At 36.0% G+C, this 18,287-nt stretch carries 12 protein-coding genes; all 12 read right to left on the reverse strand.

The genetic code is table 11. The annotated features are described in order from the left end of the window. Positions 1 to 73: 73 nt before the first annotated feature. Positions 74 to 571, reverse strand: a complete 498-nt coding sequence (locus tag ACRRQV_RS15660; protein WP_432532873.1) for a kinase — start codon at positions 569 to 571, stop codon at positions 74 to 76. A gap of 242 nt (positions 572 to 813) precedes the next feature. Next, entirely contained in the window at positions 814 to 2,505 is a 1,692-nt protein-coding gene (locus ACRRQV_RS15665; protein WP_432532568.1) for a DUF262 domain-containing protein, read from the reverse strand. Positions 2,506 to 2,818: 313 nt separating this feature from the next. Beyond that, complete coding sequence (locus ACRRQV_RS15670) at positions 2,819 to 3,169, reverse strand: hypothetical protein (protein ID WP_432532570.1); 351 nt, start codon at positions 3,167 to 3,169, stop codon at positions 2,819 to 2,821. Further along, positions 3,162 to 3,620, reverse strand: a complete 459-nt coding sequence (locus tag ACRRQV_RS15675) for a hypothetical protein (RefSeq protein ID WP_432532572.1) — start codon at positions 3,618 to 3,620, stop codon at positions 3,162 to 3,164. The genes ACRRQV_RS15670 and ACRRQV_RS15675 overlap by 8 nt, the downstream gene beginning before the upstream one ends. Before the next feature lie 4 nt (positions 3,621 to 3,624). After that, a complete protein-coding gene (locus ACRRQV_RS15680; RefSeq protein ID WP_432532574.1) occupies positions 3,625 to 5,418 on the reverse strand; it encodes a dynamin family protein in 1,794 nt (597 codons plus the stop codon). Further along, on the reverse strand, positions 5,415 to 7,181 hold the full coding sequence (locus tag ACRRQV_RS15685; protein WP_432532576.1) for a dynamin family protein: 1,767 nt from the start codon (positions 7,179 to 7,181) through the stop codon (positions 5,415 to 5,417). The genes ACRRQV_RS15680 and ACRRQV_RS15685 overlap by 4 nt, the downstream gene beginning before the upstream one ends. Continuing rightward, on the reverse strand, positions 7,181 to 8,233 hold the full coding sequence (locus ACRRQV_RS15690; protein ID WP_432532578.1) for a hypothetical protein: 1,053 nt from the start codon (positions 8,231 to 8,233) through the stop codon (positions 7,181 to 7,183). Before ACRRQV_RS15690 ends, ACRRQV_RS15685 begins: the two co-directional genes overlap by 1 nt. An 11-nt stretch (positions 8,234 to 8,244) precedes the next feature. Continuing rightward, positions 8,245 to 10,782, reverse strand: a complete 2,538-nt coding sequence (locus tag ACRRQV_RS15695) for a dynamin family protein (RefSeq protein ID WP_432532580.1) — start codon at positions 10,780 to 10,782, stop codon at positions 8,245 to 8,247. Between the two features lie 386 nt (positions 10,783 to 11,168). Continuing rightward, complete coding sequence (locus ACRRQV_RS15700) at positions 11,169 to 14,156, reverse strand: type I restriction endonuclease subunit R (RefSeq protein WP_432532582.1); 2,988 nt, start codon at positions 14,154 to 14,156, stop codon at positions 11,169 to 11,171. A gap of 12 nt (positions 14,157 to 14,168) precedes the next feature. Further along, entirely contained in the window at positions 14,169 to 15,455 is a 1,287-nt protein-coding gene (locus ACRRQV_RS15705) for a restriction endonuclease subunit S (RefSeq protein WP_432532584.1), read from the reverse strand. Continuing rightward, a complete protein-coding gene (locus ACRRQV_RS15710; RefSeq protein WP_432532586.1) occupies positions 15,452 to 17,458 on the reverse strand; it encodes a type I restriction-modification system subunit M in 2,007 nt (668 codons plus the stop codon). Before ACRRQV_RS15710 ends, ACRRQV_RS15705 begins: the two co-directional genes overlap by 4 nt. A 227-nt stretch (positions 17,459 to 17,685) precedes the next feature. Next, on the reverse strand, positions 17,686 to 18,204 hold the full coding sequence (locus ACRRQV_RS15715) for a hypothetical protein (RefSeq protein WP_432532588.1): 519 nt from the start codon (positions 18,202 to 18,204) through the stop codon (positions 17,686 to 17,688). Positions 18,205 to 18,287 lie beyond the last annotated feature (83 nt).

Raw genomic sequence — 18,287 nt, forward strand, 5'->3', positions numbered from 1 at the left:
ATGAATGATACTTAAAATTAAGAATGCAACATAGTTTAAAAATCTGATAAGCTAGGACAAATTATATGGAGGACTAAACTTCTAGCTGCTGTAAAATTAAATTCTTTATATCTTTCTGCGTCATATCTTTAGTCAGAGCTTTTTCACCTTCTACACCAAGATGATCCTCAGGAAGCCACCAGGATTTCAACGAATCTTCCCCAAATACCTTTGCCAAAGAACGAGAATTATGGCGTTGAACTGTTTCCTCGAAAGGCAAATCAAAATAATAAACATAAACGTTGTTGTTATAGAATAAGATTAAATCGAGCAGCATTTTCTCATATAGTTGTTTCTTAAAAATGCCTTCCAAAATAACAATTTTACACCTGTCTTTGCCATACTCAGTAATTTGTTTGATTAATTCCAGCGATATATTTCCTTCCCGATCCCGAACCATCAGCATATCTCGTCGTACCATATCTTGTGAAACTAGGAGAGTTCCTTCTCCAAAATGATTTTGGAGACTTTTCGCTATTGTCGTCTTTCCACTTCCAGAATTTCCTCGTAAAATGATTAGTTTTGTTTCTATTTGAATCACACCTTTTAAATAAGTAAGGATGAGGAAACAGCTATCTTTGTTATTGATTTCAAGATTTTATTTTCTATTTCTAAAATCGATTTTGGATACTTTTCTGCATTCAATAGTAGTGTAGTATAGAAGTCTGCAGAATTGCTTCTTTACCTAAGAGCTGATTAATTAGGTGTTATCAGTATCTAGTTTTTTTCTATCTATAACCCACTGCAGTTTTGCATTTTGCATAATCTGCTCTTTTATCCAAGCAATTCTCGGATTTTTTTAGTTAAGACCAATTTCCGTGATTCGTAGAATTTCTCGAACTCTTCAAACTCCAGCGAAACATCCCCCGAAATCATCGCTTCTTCAAAAAACCTTTCTTTTTGCTCATTGTTCATATCATTGTAATAATCTACAAGCCTCATATCGTTTTTGCTTCCATTACTTCTGCCTTCCAACAAATGGAGGTTTGGCAATTTATTGCGCAACCCTCGCCAGTTTTTCCAATCCGATATTGAAATTGCAGGGGGCTTACTGCCGTTAAAGCGGTTGTCCGGATGAAGATGATCTTGCTCGTACTTGAAGCTTTTGTTTCTCCACTCCAGATTTAAATAATAAAGGACTTCTCCTGCAACTCTGCTACCTTTTTCCATGTTTAAAACATCTTCTATTTTACCCTCTGTGACGCGTAAATCGTTTATCTGGTTTAACATTTCGATTGTGATTTCATAGTCAAAACTGTTAATATTGCTTTTCATTTGCTGCAATTTTCCGGTGGTTCCTGATTGGAAATAAGTGAAGAATATGGCTCTTAACAGGTAGGCACGAATCGCAACTAAGTTGGCGCTGTATTCATGGTTATAATAAATAGTATAAATAATGGGGAGCAGCACGTTCCAGCTATTTGAAAAGTGACTAACTTCAATTTTTAATTCTTTAAGTAAATTCTCCAGATTATTTAATGCTTTCTTAAACTCAACCCAATCATTTTTCAGCGTTTCTGCAATGCCTTTATTGATATTGGATTTAACCACATCACCATACAACATGAGTGCCGCTCGAATTACAAAATCAGTATCATACCCTTCGTATGAGTCAACCAGAATTTTCCCGAATTCACTTCTTGCACTTGGCCAGTAAGCTTCAAGAATTGACATAGTAATGTCAGACTTGCGGAGCGGCTTCCCTCCACTATTAAATCTAACAAACATCTCCAAGGCATCGTCCTGATTCATATCTGTAATTTCAGCATACCTTATCAATTTTTCTTCAAATATTTTCTTATAAAGCTTCTGTAAAATAGTCCGAGCATAGTCTTTACTATCTGCTGGAACGTTTACAATTGCTTCTTCAATTGCCGCTTCCCTTGTCTCTTCTTTTTGAAATTTCTCATTTAGAATGTTTTTTAATTCGAATTGAGTCGGACTGATTCGGCCAATCTTTTCACTGAATTTAATATCGAACTTTTTGCTGTTATATTCTTCTTCATCCATATCAATTTTATTTTTACTCAGTTCAATCAACAGCTTGGTGACTGTTTTATCTCCGCCTTTTTTACGGGCATTTTTCGGCCGAATGAAAGCTTCTCCAAATAAAGACAAGTACAGTGAGGTTAAGCGCTGTTGTCCATCTAATATGGCAGTATCCGTAGTTTTGACATTTATACTTGTCAGCTCATAATTGGTGCTGTCAGCTGACTTTCTGCTATCAAAAGTAACGTCAGTTAAGAAGTTGCAAAAATATGTATCCCTGGACACGTTCGAATTATCAATATGCCAGAACAAAAATGTCGCAATTGGATAATCCAATAAAATGGAGTCCCATAGTTTTTCAATCTGTCCCATGCTCCAAACGTATTGCCTTTGAAAAGCTGGCATTATGTATCTACCTGTTTTAATATTTTGTAATGCCTCGTAAATCGTAATATTACTATCAACAAGATTACTCATTATGACATCTCCTACTATAGCTATCTCTTATATTCTCAGCCATCAACTCCGGTTAGCCACATATCGTGGACAATGACGAATTTGAGTTCATCATTTGTTTCTTTCTCTTGGTAGCGAAAAGTTAAATATGAGTATCAAAATTTCACTTGCAACTTAAATGAAATTCCTACTTCCTCTACTTCTGCAAGTTATCAGCAAATTAAAAAGCGTACTATATAAAGCTTTCTAACCTAATCTCTCAAATCTTGAAAGCTATGCACAATTTAGAATTCTTTATAAACAGAGTGATTTTCAGATTAAAACATCACGCGTATTAATAAAACTTTTTTTTAATTTCCAGTCCTCTGCCACTTTGTTTTGCAAGTTTCATTTTTTGCTTTACTAATGCGGCTCTTGTATTAGAAAGACCATTTATATAGCTCTCCAAATCAAAAGATATTTCAGGGCATAGTTCTTGCAGCTTCATCTTTTTTAATTTAAAAACCAGTAATTCTTTATCAATCTGTTTGATTGAGCGAATAATTTCATTGATTTCCTTGCGTACACCATTCACTTCAGAAATTCTTAATTCTGTTTTTTTATCCGCGATTACTTTTTTGGCTTTATGGATTTCATTTTGTTCGATTAAAGCAAGAACAATATGGACAATTTCAAACTTATTCATTTTCGGCAATAGCCTCTTTAATTACTTTTTCAAACGTTTCCGCAGCAATTTTTTTAGACTCTACATCCAAATCTTTAGCCATTAAAATTGGTGCCAACTTTGCTAATAAATCACTTACGATTTCACCTTTTGAAACAATTGTTTTGCGTTTCTCTTTCAAAGTAGCCACTTCTCGCTTTGTCTCTGCTTTGAAACGGCGAATTTCCGCATCCATTTCCTGTACTTTCGCTTTGCTTGTCTCTCGCACAGAAATAATATCAACGATTTTGCTAGCAGCCTTTACCAAATCCGCAACCATCTCGACTTTTTTAATATTCAACTCATGGTTATTATTATGCTGCAGTTTTTCTAATTCATTATCGTATGTTGGCGACATCGTTGCATTACTTTCAAGAATTTCACCTGTATAAACAACATCTTCAATTTCTAAGCTTCTCCGTCGAGTACTCATTATATTAACCCCTTGTCATATCATTTATTAAATCTTGAAGACTGTCAATTTCTTCTTGCCAAGCATCTATTTCTTTAATTTCGAGTGTATTGTCCAAATGATCAAATGTGGAAATCAACTCGTCAAAACACTCTTCCACTATTTCAATATTTGTTTGGCGCAATTCTGCCATATCCGACTGAACCTCTTTTATGGTTTCTTTTTGCCAAGTATTGAGGGCTTTTTGGACATCTTTCAAAAGCCTTCCTTGCCATCGGTTTGCTTCAAAAATATAGAAAGCTCCTTCCAGTACAATCGTGACCGCAATTGTTAAATTACGGGTAGAGGTAGCCCCAACTTTCTTTAAGACTTTAGCTAATTGGTTATATTGATCACGTGTGAATTTTTTATTCATTAAATCTCCAGCTTTTTTCATTACCTTTTTCCCTAAGTTAGCAACGCCTGCTCCAGCACCACCACGTCCTCCAAACTTTGACAAAAAGGATTTTAATAATGTATCCGTTGTTTTGGTGGCAATTTTTTTTGAAAAACCTTCAATAATTGGTTCAAAGTCATTTGATATTATTTCTATGTTTTTTGTAAAGTTGATAAAAGCCTGATTTATCAATTCATTTAATTTTTCATTTAAAATCGTTAATTCCTGATCTATATAATCCGTAATTTTTCTACGTTCTAGCTTTTCATATCTCGGCATTAAATGAGCGCTGGTATAGCCAATACATTCCTCAGCAGAAGTCCACTTGTTTGCATTTTTTATTTCGCTAGAAATAGATTGGCCCATATGATAATTGGCTGATTCAAAGAGGCGCTTCAAATTCATTTCTATTCCATTAAATGTTTTATGGATTAACTCATACGCTTCCTTTTGTTTATCCTTCAACTCTTCGATTTCTTGTTGCACTTGTTGAATCGATTCATCGGATAACCGGACCCCCACAACTTTCTTTTGCCATTCTAATTGAATATCTTGGATCAACTGAATTTGATAGTTTAACAGTACCTCGTTAACAAGTTGTTGGCGCTCTGGTGATTGGATTTCGTTTCTAACCGCATCCCATAAATCCGGTGCTTCTGGCAGCTTTGCTTCATTCCCTGAGATTGATTGTACAAGGAAATGTTTAATATCTACATGCAACAAATCTTTAGCATATGCAATAATTTCCTTGATACGAACGTTTTCATCAGTTATTCCCTCTGGCACACGATTGATTACTAAAAAGCAAGTCAACTCTTCTTGCAGATAATCAGAAATATACTGAAGGAATTCAGCATCCGCTTCGCCGATCCCTACACGATAATTTACAACATAAATGATAACGTCGCTGTTTGGAACAAATTGTGTCAATACTTCCTGATGCTTATCATGTATCGAACCATAACCAGGGGTGTCGAACAATCGCATGCCTTGAAGTTGGCGCGGCATTACAGGCACATGTAAGCGAAGGCGCAGAACATCCTCATTTGGCAATAAACACTGCTCGTGAAACTGTGCATCTGATAGTTTGCGCAGCTTCGCATTGCGCATTATTGCATATGGAGTAATTTTTTCATCAATATCATATTCATATAATTCAACAATTGTTCCCGTTGTTGGCCTGGCAGAAGTATAAATTACTTCTTGTCCTAATAGACCATTAATTAGTGATGATTTTCCAGAACTTGTTTCTCCTAGCATTGTAACAAAGCTTTCAGGATATTCTACACGTTCTTGTAAGAGCTTAAACATTGCGGAAAAAGACTCGCTTTGAAGTTTATCTACAAATATTTTAATACTGCTCATATTTTCTAATAAATTCATATTAGTTCTCCGAGCGAGTGTATAAATACTAGATCATCTTCTAAAGCCTTCTTTTTCGCCTCATATTCATCGATTTCAACAAAACGCATGTCGCGGACTTCTTGGTATATTTTTTCCAGCATTTCTGCTTGCTGCTCTGTAACTAGCTCAATCGTTTTTTCAATATGCAAAACGAAGTCACGTAAATTGATTTTCAAAGAATTTTCTAGATTTCTCGCAAAATCTTGAATTTTTGGTTCTAGTTCACTCATAGTTTCACGTTGGCGGTTTTCTTGGACATATTTTTTTGATTTGCTGCCTATAAAAGTCCCGATAAGGCCAGCGATCGTTCCCGTTGCCAGTGCTGCCCAACCGACGGGGTTAGAAAACAATAGAAGTGTTCCGACACCTATGCCAAGAGAAATAGCTGTTGGAATTGTTTTTTCTACTTTTAGTTTTTCTTTCTTATTAAATTCTTCAAAATTGATAAATTCCCCATCTGGTTGTTGAATTTGAATGGAATCGTAGTAAATTTGAACTTCCAGCTTTAATTCTGTTATTTTTTCAAGATATAATTCCATTGCCTCATCGGCAATATCGGTTTGATGGTCTTTAAAAGCAGCCACTAGACGACTTCCGTCTACAACATTCGATTTCACCACTTGGCGTATCGATGCACGTAAATTTTCTGTATATCTTTGTGCTTTGGATTCAATCCAAGATGTTATTTCACCTTCTTCTTTGCGCAGCATACTCTTTAGTTCACGTAATACTTTATTATTTTCAGCGAGCTTTTCTTGCATGATGCATTCTTGCTCACGCAAAAATTCATAATGCTCTTCTGGGCCTTTTTCATAAAGTTTAATTTGCTGTTGAATGGCTGTTGTTATATCGAGAATAGCCTGTTTTGCTAAATTTTCTTTTTCATCATTAATCATCGTGCGCCAATTACTGGTGATTTCTGAAACAAACTTTTGAAATACCGGCATACCGGAAGCATCAATTTGCTGTTGGTTCTTAGTAAATTTACCTGTCAGAGCCGAGTACACGTTAATAATTTTAATTTCCATAGAACCATTCATTTTATAGGATCCTTGAATTTTATCTAAAATGTCGATATTAAACTTTTTTCCATCTTCTACTTCGCTGTCCGTTTCATCATTCCAGCGATTTTGAACAAACCAAGCTTTTGATAACTTTGGCCAAACCATTTTTAAAAAGTTGGCTTCATTTTTTAAAATTGGCGGGACGCTGCGAATCATAAAAATAGCAGCCGATAGTTTTTCTATATATTCCATTGTCGTTTTCACATTGCTTGATGTTAAACTTCCAACGCCTGGCAAATCCACAAAAACCACGCCATTTTGAAGCAGATTATGTTTTTTGTATACTTGAATAAATTTTACGCGCTTTTCGTTTCCGGGATTATAGCTATTATGTACGTACTGCTCAATCTCTTTATTGAGTTCAACTGTAATTGGGCTTTTATCTTCGAAGTGAACCACTGTTTTTTTATCTCCATAGCGAACTTCTACCGGCACACAAGTAGTTTCATCGGCGTCTACCGGCAGTATATAATCGTCCATTAACAATGCATTTATAAAACTGCTTTTTCCTGTACCTTGAATCCCTAGAACTGGAATATAAAACTCATCGTTTTTCTGATTATTTATTTTATGTTTCAAGTTTTCGTAATAAGTAAAGTTAGTAATAGGATTTTTATCAGGCAGTACTTTATTTATAATTGAAATAAACTTTTCATCATCAAATATCCCGGTCGACATTAAAAATCCTCCCTTTTGACAAACCATTTTTTATAAAATGGCAATCGCTGATATGCTAAATCTTTTTCTATTTCTGCTAGCTTCGCAAATAAAAGTTGCGCATCAATTGCCTCTAATACCGTTGATTCCATTTCATTTATACGAGCTTGAAAAGCTTGTGAAGAGATTTTTTGATTTATCGCATCCAAAATAAATTCCGCGTTAGATTGCAGTTCATCTCGATGTGTGGTTATTGAATCCTCCAATATTTTTGATTGTATCTTTTCTGAAGTTTTCAGTGATTGAGCCAGTGCGTCATTTGAAACTGATTGTGTTAGTTTTAATGTGTTCATCGTTGTTGTTAATTCAGTTGTTAACTTATTAGAAAAAATACCCGCTTCCTCGCGAAGACTCCTTATTACTTCATTCGATGTTGTTGAAAGATGGTGTTGCTGTTCGTCAAACATTCGTTGCTGTTGCTTTTTTTGCTCGTCCAATTGAGTTGACAGCTGATTAAAATACTCCTCTTTTTGGGATAATTTTGTCGCAACATTTTCAAGTAGCTGCAAATGTTCTTTTACTTGAATCAAAATTACATTTAAATCGTTTGTATAATCTTTTTCAATAATAGAAACTTTTAATGCAAATTCTTCTATGATTAGTGAATTATTCTTTTTAAAATTATCCAATCCTTCCTTAAAAAGATCAGCGTTTTGTTTTTCAAATTCATAAATCAAACTGGAGATTTCTTTTTGAATTATTTCCAGTTGTTCATGTTGTAGAGTTTGTACCGCTTGCATTTGGGTAGTATATTGCTTTTCCAGCTTCATAACACTGCGTAAAGTATCTTCCACGTCACGTGACATTCTGGAAATCGGCTTGAATGATAAAGTAACTTCATCCTTCATATTCTCCATTTCAGCATGGACGATTTCATTGATTTGTTGAATTTTGCCTGTTTGATCTTTAATGGATTTTTCTATACTGGATGAGAAGCTTTTTTTAATACTTTCCATTATGCTTTCTTCTAATTCCGACATGATATCTTTAGTCGATTCATCAATTTCAATCATCACAGATTTTGTCATTTGCTAATAACTCCTTTTCTCTTTGACACAGCATTAATATATTGTTTGTACGCAAACGCAATATGAGAAGAACTTAATAAATAAGGCATTGTCTTTTCAATGGAGTTCGTCAGTTTTGTCGCATGGTGTACTTTTGTTGCAGAATGATCTAACTCTAAATGGATTAACGAAAACAGCGGGCTTTGATCATTAATTAATCGAAGACCGTCTTTAAAAATTGCCAAGCTTTTTACTTCATCAAACATTTCCGCAGCTTCTTCATAGGCACCACTTTCTATAAATTCGATAAAGGATTGCATAACTATGTTGCATAACACTTGTTTCCTTTTTAATTCCGCAACAACCTTGCTCTTCACAATTTGTGACTTCGCTTGACCAACTTGCACAATATTAACCAATAAGTAAGCATTAAAATCGGATTGCTCCATCCAACTCATTAATGTTTGTTGATTCATTGCAGGAGCATTTTCCAATACCACACAATAATTCCCTACTATCAAAACACCCATTTTCTTTAAATCCAGTAAGTCCTGATCACTTATCTTTAATGAAGGGTAGCGATGTATAAATTGAATTAAATTATGCTCATCCCAGCTAATTATTAATGTTTTGCTATAACTTTGGATTTCTTTATTAGCTGATTGCACATGATTAAATGATGTATGATAAATATTGTTCACAACCAATTTGCTCATTTGATAAAGTGAATATGCAGCCGGCTCAATGACCATGTTAACCACTTTACCGGAATGCATTATCGGTTTATTATGCTTTATCTTTTTAATAGATTGTTGCACCTTCACTTCATTGGCAGCTAAATCTTTTTCTAATTCTTTAATAAATTGCCGAATGGAATCAAGAATCAATGCTATACTTTGCAAATTTTTACGAGCTTGTGTTTTTTCAACTATCGCTTCCCTTTTATCCTCTAACAATATTTGCAAGCTGCAAATGGCTTCCTCTAACTGATTAGACCACTCATCCATTTTTTGATATAAAGCTTCTTGCATAATCTTACTGACGCTCTGCAAGTTTTGGCATATTTCTTGTTTATCAAGAATCTCGACATTATCGTATACCGTTTCATAACCCCAGTCCTTATTAACAATTCCTCCAAAAAAACGTTTTGCCCCGCCAAATATCCCTTGTGACCTTATTCTTCTTGATATTTGTTTCGTTTTAGAACTTGTTTTAAAATATTCTGTATGGCGAATGGTATTTTTTTGTGTGACTAGACCACGCATTAATTCATTCAAATCCACACCACTAGATTGAAATAATTTCATGATTTTATCGTGCTTTAATTTAATTCCCTTAATAAAATCATTTTCAATATCACTCATTTGCTTTTTAATTATGGATATAGCAGCCTTAGCACCAACAAAATCTTTTTCATCCAGGCTTTTAACATTTCGCGCCTCTACTTCAACTTGACTATTTAACTTAGAAAATTGGTGCTTTAAAGTAATTTTCTGGTCATTGAGTATGCCATTTGCTTGTTCCAACATTTGCAGATCTTTATCAATTTGCCCCTTTAGCCTCTTAATCTCCAGCTCAAAAGCAGCTTGATTTCCTGCGAGCCTTGCTTCTTCTAATAAAATCGTTTCCATTTGTTGAACTAACGCTCGTCCTCTTGTTTTAAACAATTGCGGTCCTATTTTTTCGCAATACATCTCAACCATATCTACTAAATGATGCAATTGTGATTGCTCTAATTTTTTATCATCGTTTTCATTTCTCGCATCAATTGCGCGTTTAGCAGACAATTGTACAATCTCGACATTTTTATGTAAGGTTTTGTCTACATTATCCAAAATACGTTTCGTTCGTTCAATATGCTCCTTTGCTATTTGGTTACGTGTTTTATCAATTATTCCATTTACACCGATTTTTGGTTCGATAGAATCAAGCATATTTTGCACAATAATCATTGGTTTAAATTGATTTTGAATTTGAGATAATATTTTATTCGTTGTTGCATCTGAATTTGATTTTAAAGTCACAACATACAAGCAAAGGTCAATTGTCGGCAACAATGTAGATAATGTAATTTCCTCGTGGCGTTCTAACCCAAAAGCATCCAAACCTGGACTATCTATAATTTGAATACTGCTTGGCAATAGAAAATGCTGCGATTTCACATGAATTTCTTTTACTTTATATTTATTTTCCGCATTGTTATATTCATCTCCATATTTTTCTAGAACCACTTTAATATTTTTTTCATCTACAACCTCTGTTTCACCATTTTCAAAAAAAATCTTAGCTTGAGTTCGTTCTCCTTTAGAACAGATTATGATTGAGCCAGAACTTGGACGAACCGCAGTCGGTAAAATTTTTTCACCCAACAGTGCATTTAGCAAAGTGGATTTCCCACTACTCGTAACCCCTATTAACCCAATTCGTATCGACTCGTCTTGCCACCGTTCCAATTTATGCTTTAACTCTAATATATGAGGAAGAAAATATTTTGATAACTCTTCCCTATCACTGAAAAGCATTAGCAACTTGTTAATATACTCTTTTTCGTTCATTTGTTCCCCTACTATTCTTAGTATTATGGTAAAAAATTTCTAAAGTCGCGGCTTTAATTCAAGTCTTTACTTCACCGCATAAATCACCTGTTAAAATTCAAAATAAATAAGTTGTGTCTTCTCTTGAATACACCAAAACTCCTAGTATAATTCTACCATGTTCGTTTAATTTAAAGATAAATGTTTTAACAATATTTACAGAAAATAACTATATTTAATTTAAGTTTTTAAGCTCGTTTTTTCTGAAAGCGAATGATTCTTCAACAAAGATCTTGTCAGAATCGGGGACACTTAGTTAATTGTTATAAGCAAGAAAAGAAGAATTACAGAAATTAAAAAATCCTCAAACCGACTTTACTAATTCGAAGTCGGTTTGAGAATTCTTTTCAGCTATTCACTTCACTATAAATCTCATCCATCATATCTTCCATGATAAACGTCTTAAATTCATCGTTCTCTAAAATCTTCATAAAGAACTTCTCATTACTGCCAATCCGGTCGATGACAAAGTCCATGAAGGATTTTTCGAATGCGAATTTGAAATTGTCTTTCGTGTTGTTTTTTGCTTTTCGTTGAATGTCTTCACTCGCCAACATATCTTCTTTTACTTGTTCACGTGATAAGAAATCCGTCTCTGTGAAATCAGTTCCAAATAGCTCATTTAATTTATCAAGAATTGAAGAAAGATTTACTTTCTCATCTTCAGCTAAGCCACCCGCTCCATGTTTTTGTGGATCGAGTTCTTCTTCGCCTGTCTTCTCTAGCTCGATGCTACCTTCAAATACTTTCTGATTGCGATAATATTGTAACGCCACATTATCAGCTATAAATAAATCTTTATCTGTATCTTTACGCGGAAGTTTACGTAATAAATACGTTAGATAAATATAGAGTTTATGCAAATCGACATCTATAAAGGTGACAATCTGCAATACAAATCCATATGTACGAATAAACTTGGTTGCTGTACTTTTAAAAGTTTCCTGTTCTTCTTCAGACAGCTTCTTAAAACGATCAATTCCTTTATCAAGCCAAGCATTCAATTCGGTCTGGGCTTTTGTTGACTTCTTGATGCCAGCACTTACTTCAAGCTCATTGACAGCTTGCACTTCTTCTTCTGTATATACTTGAAAAGGATTCAAATCCGCCTGTAGATCATATAACAAGTTCGGATCCGTCGTTTCCGACAAGATTGTAGCTTCATAATATGGCTGGAAGGATGCCTGAATTTCTTCTGGATCATTTACAAAGTCCAATATGAATGTATCCTGCTTGCCTGGACACATACGATTCAACCTTGACAATGTCTGCACCGCTTTGATCCCACTCAACGGCTTATCTACATACATCGTATGGAGGAGCGGTTCATCAAAACCTGTTTGGTACTTCTCTGCCACCAGCAGCACTTTATAGTCATCCGAATGGAACTTATCAGGTAATTCTTTTTCAGCGAAGCCGTTCATCCCCGGTTCTGTATAAGGGATTTTTCCGTCGTTCACCGTTCCTGAAAATGCGACGATTGTTTTTAAATCATCGTAACCTTTATCTCTGATGTATTTGTCAAAAGCGATTTTATAACGTACCGCGTGCAGGCGGCTCGCTGTAACAACCATCGCCTTGGCACGGCCGCCTATTTTTTGGCGTGTAAAGTTGCGGTAATGCTCGATGATAATTTCTGTTTTCTGTGAGATATTATGCGGGTGCAATGACACGTATTGTGCTAGCTTTTTCGTCGCCTGCTTTTTGGATACTAATGGATCATCATCAATTTCTTTGGCGATTTTATAGAACGTTTTATATGCGGTATAGTTCTCCAACACATCTAAAATAAAGCGTTCTTCAATCGCCTGCCGCATCGAGTATAGGTGAAAAGCTCTTGGCTTGCCATCAATTCCTAAAGTGCCAAATCTTTCAAGGGTCTTCGGCTTCGGAGTGGCCGTAAACGCGAAGAATGAAACATTGTCCTGCTTGCCGCTTTTTAAAATCGTTTCAATGATTTTTTCTTCAGTATCGTCCATATTCTCTTCTGCAATACGGTCTTCCTCGTACGCATCTTCCAAAGTTTTATCTGATAAAATATTCGTCAATGCTGCTGAAGCTTTCCCCCCTTGGGAAGAATGCGCTTCATCGATAATAACGGCATATTTTTTTCGGTTTAATCCAGAAACTTTCTCCATAATGAACGGGAATTTCTGTAGTGTTGTGATAATAATTCGCGTTTCGCTATTAATAGCATTCGCCAATTGACTTGAATCCTTGTCAATACGCTCTACCATCCCTGCTTTATGCTCAAGCTGATAAACGGCATCCTGTAATTGCTTATCAAGCACACGGCGGTCAGTGATGACAATAACGCTGCTGAAAACCGCTTCGTTATTTTCATCGTGCAGTTTCGCTAACCGGTGAGATAGCCAAGAAATTGAGTTAGTTTTTCCGGAACCGGCACTGTGCTGAATCAAATAATTCGTACCAACTGATTTCTCGTGTAGATCCTTTTCAATTTCACGAACAACATCCAGCTGGTGATAACGTGGAAAAATGAGCATTTTCCGCTCAGCAATCATTTCTCCATTTGAATCCAGAATATCGTCCTTTTTCACGAATACAAAACGGTACACAATATCAAGCAAACTATCGGGTGTTAAAATGTCTTCCCATAAATAGCTTGTGCGATAGGAATGATAGGCAGTTGGGTTACCCTTCCCGCCGTTATTCCCTTTGTTGAATGGAAGGAAATAAGTGGCGTTCTCTTTTAACTCAGTCGTCATATACACTTCATCCGGATCTACAGCGAAATACACGATAGAACGTAAATTGGATTGAAATAGCTGTTCTTTCGAATTCCGGTCCTGCATCAACTGCTTTTTCGCATGCTCGACCGTTTGTCCAGTCAGCGGATTTTTCAATTCCATCACAACAAGCGGCAAGCCATTTAAAAACAGTACCATATCGAGTGAATTTTGATTATCGTTTGAATAATACACTTGGCGGCTGACATTGAAGCGGTTTTTTTCATACTTCTCATAAAGTGTGCGGTTCATCGTTGTCGGAGGCTTGTTATAAGCGAGATCCAGTGAGACTCCACGGTCTTTAATGCCTTTACGGATGCACTCCAGCAACCCACGCTTTTTGATCTGGTCGACAATACGAGCAAAGACTTTTTCTTTATAATCCGCTCCGTAGGTTTTCTCTAGAATACGCATGCGCTGCGGCTGCGTACCCTCAAGAAACGCAAAAAGTTCTTCAACATCAATGGCATGGTCTTTAAATAAACGACTAGCATCACCTTCCAGTACCCGCTTATGATAGCCGGCACCAATCAAAGACGTTTCAATATTCGTTTCAAAACCCTTTTCTGACACATCGATTCTCATTTGCTCACCTCGCTATTTTTCAGCTATTAACTCACGTACGTCAAGCTTGCCTGTTACTGCTTCGTATATCAGAGATTGGCGGTATTCTTTTAGTTTTTGGATTTGTGATTCAATACGATTTATCACGTTATAAATTTCTTTTTGTTTAGTAAAAATGAATCGATTTAATTCTTCTTGTTCTTCAAGAGGCGCCACAGGAAACATCAAATTTTTAACTTGCTGAAAGTTTAATCCTTCTCTTGAACTTCCAGTTTGAGCTGTCATTATTTGGTCCATAGCCATCTTCGAATTCATAATTGAATTAAAATAATAGGGATTGATTTTATTTTGATTTACCCTAATTATACACACATGTTGATTCACGTTTCCTCGTCCAAAATCTTTTGGCACTATACAACTTCTCCCTATAGATGCTCCTGTTATGTTTAAGAGGTTGTCTAAAGGTTGAATTCTTGTACTTCTCATTTCGTTATCAATTTCTTCTGAAATAAATGCTAAATTTTTTAATCTTATACCTTCAAAATGTACGTTTAAACTTCTCAAAAAAGGTATACCTTCATCTAAATAAACTTCAGAACCTCCAGATGGGGTTTTTCCACTGCCGACTAATTTCGAAAAATGTTTAACCTTTTTAACTTCCCAGTGTTCCGGAATTTCTCCAATCCATTCCACGCCAGAATCTTTCATTTTTACATTTGGATTTAGTCCTTTTGTGACAGCTTCTGTAATAATCGATTGGCGTTTTTCTTCTAATAGATATAGAAGTCTCTCTTTTGATGAAACGGTTATATTTAAATCATCTACTTTCATATCTAAGTATTTTACAATTTCATCTTGAATATCTAGCGACGGTAAAGGCATTTGTAAATTCGCATACTTTTCAGCACTTACATTTTGAATGGTTGCTTGTATAGTGTTTTCTGCAATCCAACTCGCATAATATTTTGTCTGTGTATAGTAAAATACAAATTTAGGATTAACAAGATCTTTTCTTGAGGAGAATTTAATTAAATAACCTGCGAAACAGGCATTCAGGTCACCTTTATGAATATATGCCTTACCAACAGTAGCCCCACTTCTAGCCAATAAAATATCTCCTTCAGACAATAAATATGGTGCTGCTATCTGAGGAGGCAAAGATTTAAAAGTATCTTCTTTTAGATTTCCTTCATTGTCTAAATCCGTAATTCTAATATATCTTGGGTAAGACATGTCATCATGTTCAGCAGATTCATTAGCACCATACATCATATTTTCTTTCGCCAAGTACTTCCATTTTATAAGAGAATACTTACTCATCCCATCACCTTCTCCAACTGCTCAATAATCTCCGCTTCCAACGTCTTGATTTCTTCTATAATTTCTGCAGTACTGCGAATTGCAGTATATTTATAGAATTGACGAGTAAACGCTATTTCGTAACCAGTCTTTGTTTTTGATTGGTCAATCCATGCATCCGGTACGTGCGGCAGGACTTCACGAGCAACATATTCTTCAATATTTTCTTTAAGCGGAACGCTTTCCGTATCACGCAAATCTGCATCCGGTTCTGCTTCTGTTTTATTTTTCATGCAGGGATCTGCTGTTTCGTCTTTTTCAGCCAGACCAGCAAGCACTGCTTTTAAGACAGGTGCGCTAATTGTAATGCCCGCTGCCTTGAAAGCATCTTTCAGCAATTTGGTTACCTCTTCACGATTTTTAAACAGTTCTTCGCTTGGGAAGCTGCGCAGTACTTCAATAATTTGTGTTTGCATTTCTTTCCCAGCTCCAATTTCTGCTAAGCCGTTGTCGCCTTTTTTCTTGGAAACCGCCAAGTTCGCAAAGCCTTTTTCTTCGATTACCCGCGCAATGCGTTCTTCATTGAATTGGAAGTTCAGACGGAGCGGGCGTTCCATAATGATTTTTTGATAGCCGAAATCTTCATTGTCAAAGATTTTAACAAACTCGCCTTCCTGGAAGTTGCCGTAAAGACGCATGATTTCATCGATTTGCTCCTGCGTAATCTCATTGCGCTTATTGCCCAGGCTTTTTTTCATCTTTTTCGAGAAGTCCACTGCGTTCACTAATGCTACTTTGCCGTGGCGAATCGGTGCTTTATTGTTCGTCAAAATCCAAATATATGTCGAAATGCCGGTGTTGTAGAAAAGGTCGTTTGGCATCGCGACAATCCCTTCAACTAAATCGTTTTCTAATACATAGCGACGGATTTCACTTTCACCCGAACCTGCATCTCCTGTGAAAAGCGGGGAACCGTTCATAATAATCGCCAGACGAGAACCTTGTGGGTTTTCTGCAGTCACAGGCTTCATTTTTGAAATCAGATGTAGAAGGAACAGAAGCTGTCCGTCGCTCGTACGGGGAGTGCCGGGGCCGTATCGGCCATCAAAGCCTTGATCCTCATGCTCGCCTTTTATTTTCTTCTCCCATTGCTTCCAGTCCACTCCGTACGGCGGATTCGAAATCAGGTAATCAAATGCTTGTCCTTTAAATTGGTCGTCTGTCAGCGTATTACCTCGGCGGATATTGCGTGCATCTTCCCCTTTAATCAGGATGTCGGCTTTACAAATGGCATACGACTCGGCATTAATTTCCTGTGCAAAAAACTCAAGATCTGCAGTTGGATTCAGCTCTTTTAAATAGTCCTGGCCCACGGAACCCATACCGCCCGTCCCTGCTGCACAGTCGTATAATGTCTGTGTAATTCCTGGTTTAGTTAGATCCTCAGTTTCATTAAAGAGCAAGCCAACCATTAGGCGTACAACTTCACGAGGTGTATAGTGATCCCCTGCTTCCGCATTCTCATTGAAACGGCGGATCAATTCCTCGAAGACATAACCCATTTCCACATTCGATACAGTCTTCGGATGCAGGTCAAGCTCACTGAAGCGTTTGATTGTTAAGTACAGCAAATCATTTTGTTCCATCTTGTCGATTTGGCGATCAAAATCGAAATGTTCCATAATGTCCCGGGCCGTTTTCGAAAAACCATTTATATAGTCGCGCAAGTTTTCAGCAATATTATCCGAGTCGGTCAATAGCTTCGCAAAATCATACTTGCTTGTATTATGGAAAGTTTGCTTGGCAACCCGGTTTAAAATCGGCTCACGCGCATCCTCATTCATTGTTTTATATTTTTCATAGCTTGTCAGCACTTCTTCTTTTGTATCCGCTAACACGCTGTCAAAGCGGCGTAGTACTGCAAGAGGCAGTACTACCTTCCCGTAATCTTCCGGTTTATAAGGCCCTCGCAATACTTCTGCAATTGACCAGATGAAGCTTACTTTATCTTGAAAGTTAATCATTAGTTTTCTCCTTTGAGTTAAAATCTTACATATCCTCATTATAGTAGAAGCATGTCAATAATGACATGCTTGGGTAAGAACTATTGAATGCAAAAAAAATGTCAAAACGAGAATCTAGATTAAAATAGTTGTTCTTGAACTTCATTAAAAAGCCACTCCATATAAGGTACAACTTAATGTTGTCCAAATTTCGAATGGCTCAATTATATATCGGATATTTAAAAGTACTACTTCACAATTCCGAGAAGATTATTCTGTTTCTTCTCTCTTCTCAAATATGCTTCCAACTCATAAACTTTCATCGGATTAGCTAATTCATCAATAATATAATATCCGCTATTTTTTCGATCTTGAAAAACTTTACCGACAGTTATAAGATTGTTCAATGATTCTTCAACTTCTGTTTTTCTTTTCCCTAGTTTACGGGATATTTCCTTTTTTAGCGGTTTTACTTTACTATCATCGATTGAGAAGGCTAATAAGCAAAGATATACATAAACGAATAAATCAGTTTTACTAATTTCCCTATCTCTGTATTTAAAAACTATAACTGTAGGCACGTAAAATTTTTCATCTTCTCTAAGATCATTTAATTCTTCAGCAATTTTCCTATCAAGATTTTCAATAGCTACATAACCATTTTCATTTAACTGCACAAGCATATAATAATTTAATTCCAACTCTAACTCTTCGATATTCAAGGACCTATCGAAAAAATTCATTGGTAAAACAATTAAACTAATCATTTTCTCTCTGCCTTCTTTATTTAGTTTAATTTAGGCAAATTATAATCAAAGAGTTCAATACATTAAAATCTGCCTTGGAATTT

The sequence above is a fragment of the Planococcus sp. YIM B11945 genome (genome assembly GCF_050864155.1).
GTDB lineage: Bacteria > Bacillota > Bacilli > Bacillales_A > Planococcaceae > Planococcus.

Coding starts and splice junctions, on each gene's coding strand:
- ACRRQV_RS15665 (WP_432532568.1), bottom strand. CDS start 2,505: ATGAGTAATCTTGTTGATAGTAATATTACGATTTACGAGGCATTACAA.
- ACRRQV_RS15670 (WP_432532570.1), bottom strand. CDS start 3,169: ATGAATAAGTTTGAAATTGTCCATATTGTTCTTGCTTTAATCGAACAA.
- ACRRQV_RS15675 (WP_432532572.1), bottom strand. CDS start 3,620: ATGAGTACTCGACGGAGAAGCTTAGAAATTGAAGATGTTGTTTATACA.
- ACRRQV_RS15680 (WP_432532574.1), bottom strand. CDS start 5,418: ATGAATTTATTAGAAAATATGAGCAGTATTAAAATATTTGTAGATAAA.
- ACRRQV_RS15685 (WP_432532576.1), bottom strand. CDS start 7,181: ATGTCGACCGGGATATTTGATGATGAAAAGTTTATTTCAATTATAAAT.
- ACRRQV_RS15690 (WP_432532578.1), bottom strand. CDS start 8,233: ATGATTGAAATTGATGAATCGACTAAAGATATCATGTCGGAATTAGAA.
- ACRRQV_RS15695 (WP_432532580.1), bottom strand. CDS start 10,782: ATGAACGAAAAAGAGTATATTAACAAGTTGCTAATGCTTTTCAGTGAT.
- ACRRQV_RS15700 (WP_432532582.1), bottom strand. CDS start 14,156: ATGAGAATCGATGTGTCAGAAAAGGGTTTTGAAACGAATATTGAAACG.
- ACRRQV_RS15705 (WP_432532584.1), bottom strand. CDS start 15,455: ATGAGTAAGTATTCTCTTATAAAATGGAAGTACTTGGCGAAAGAAAAT.
- ACRRQV_RS15710 (WP_432532586.1), bottom strand. CDS start 17,458: ATGATTAACTTTCAAGATAAAGTAAGCTTCATCTGGTCAATTGCAGAA.
- ACRRQV_RS15715 (WP_432532588.1), bottom strand. CDS start 18,204: ATGATTAGTTTAATTGTTTTACCAATGAATTTTTTCGATAGGTCCTTG.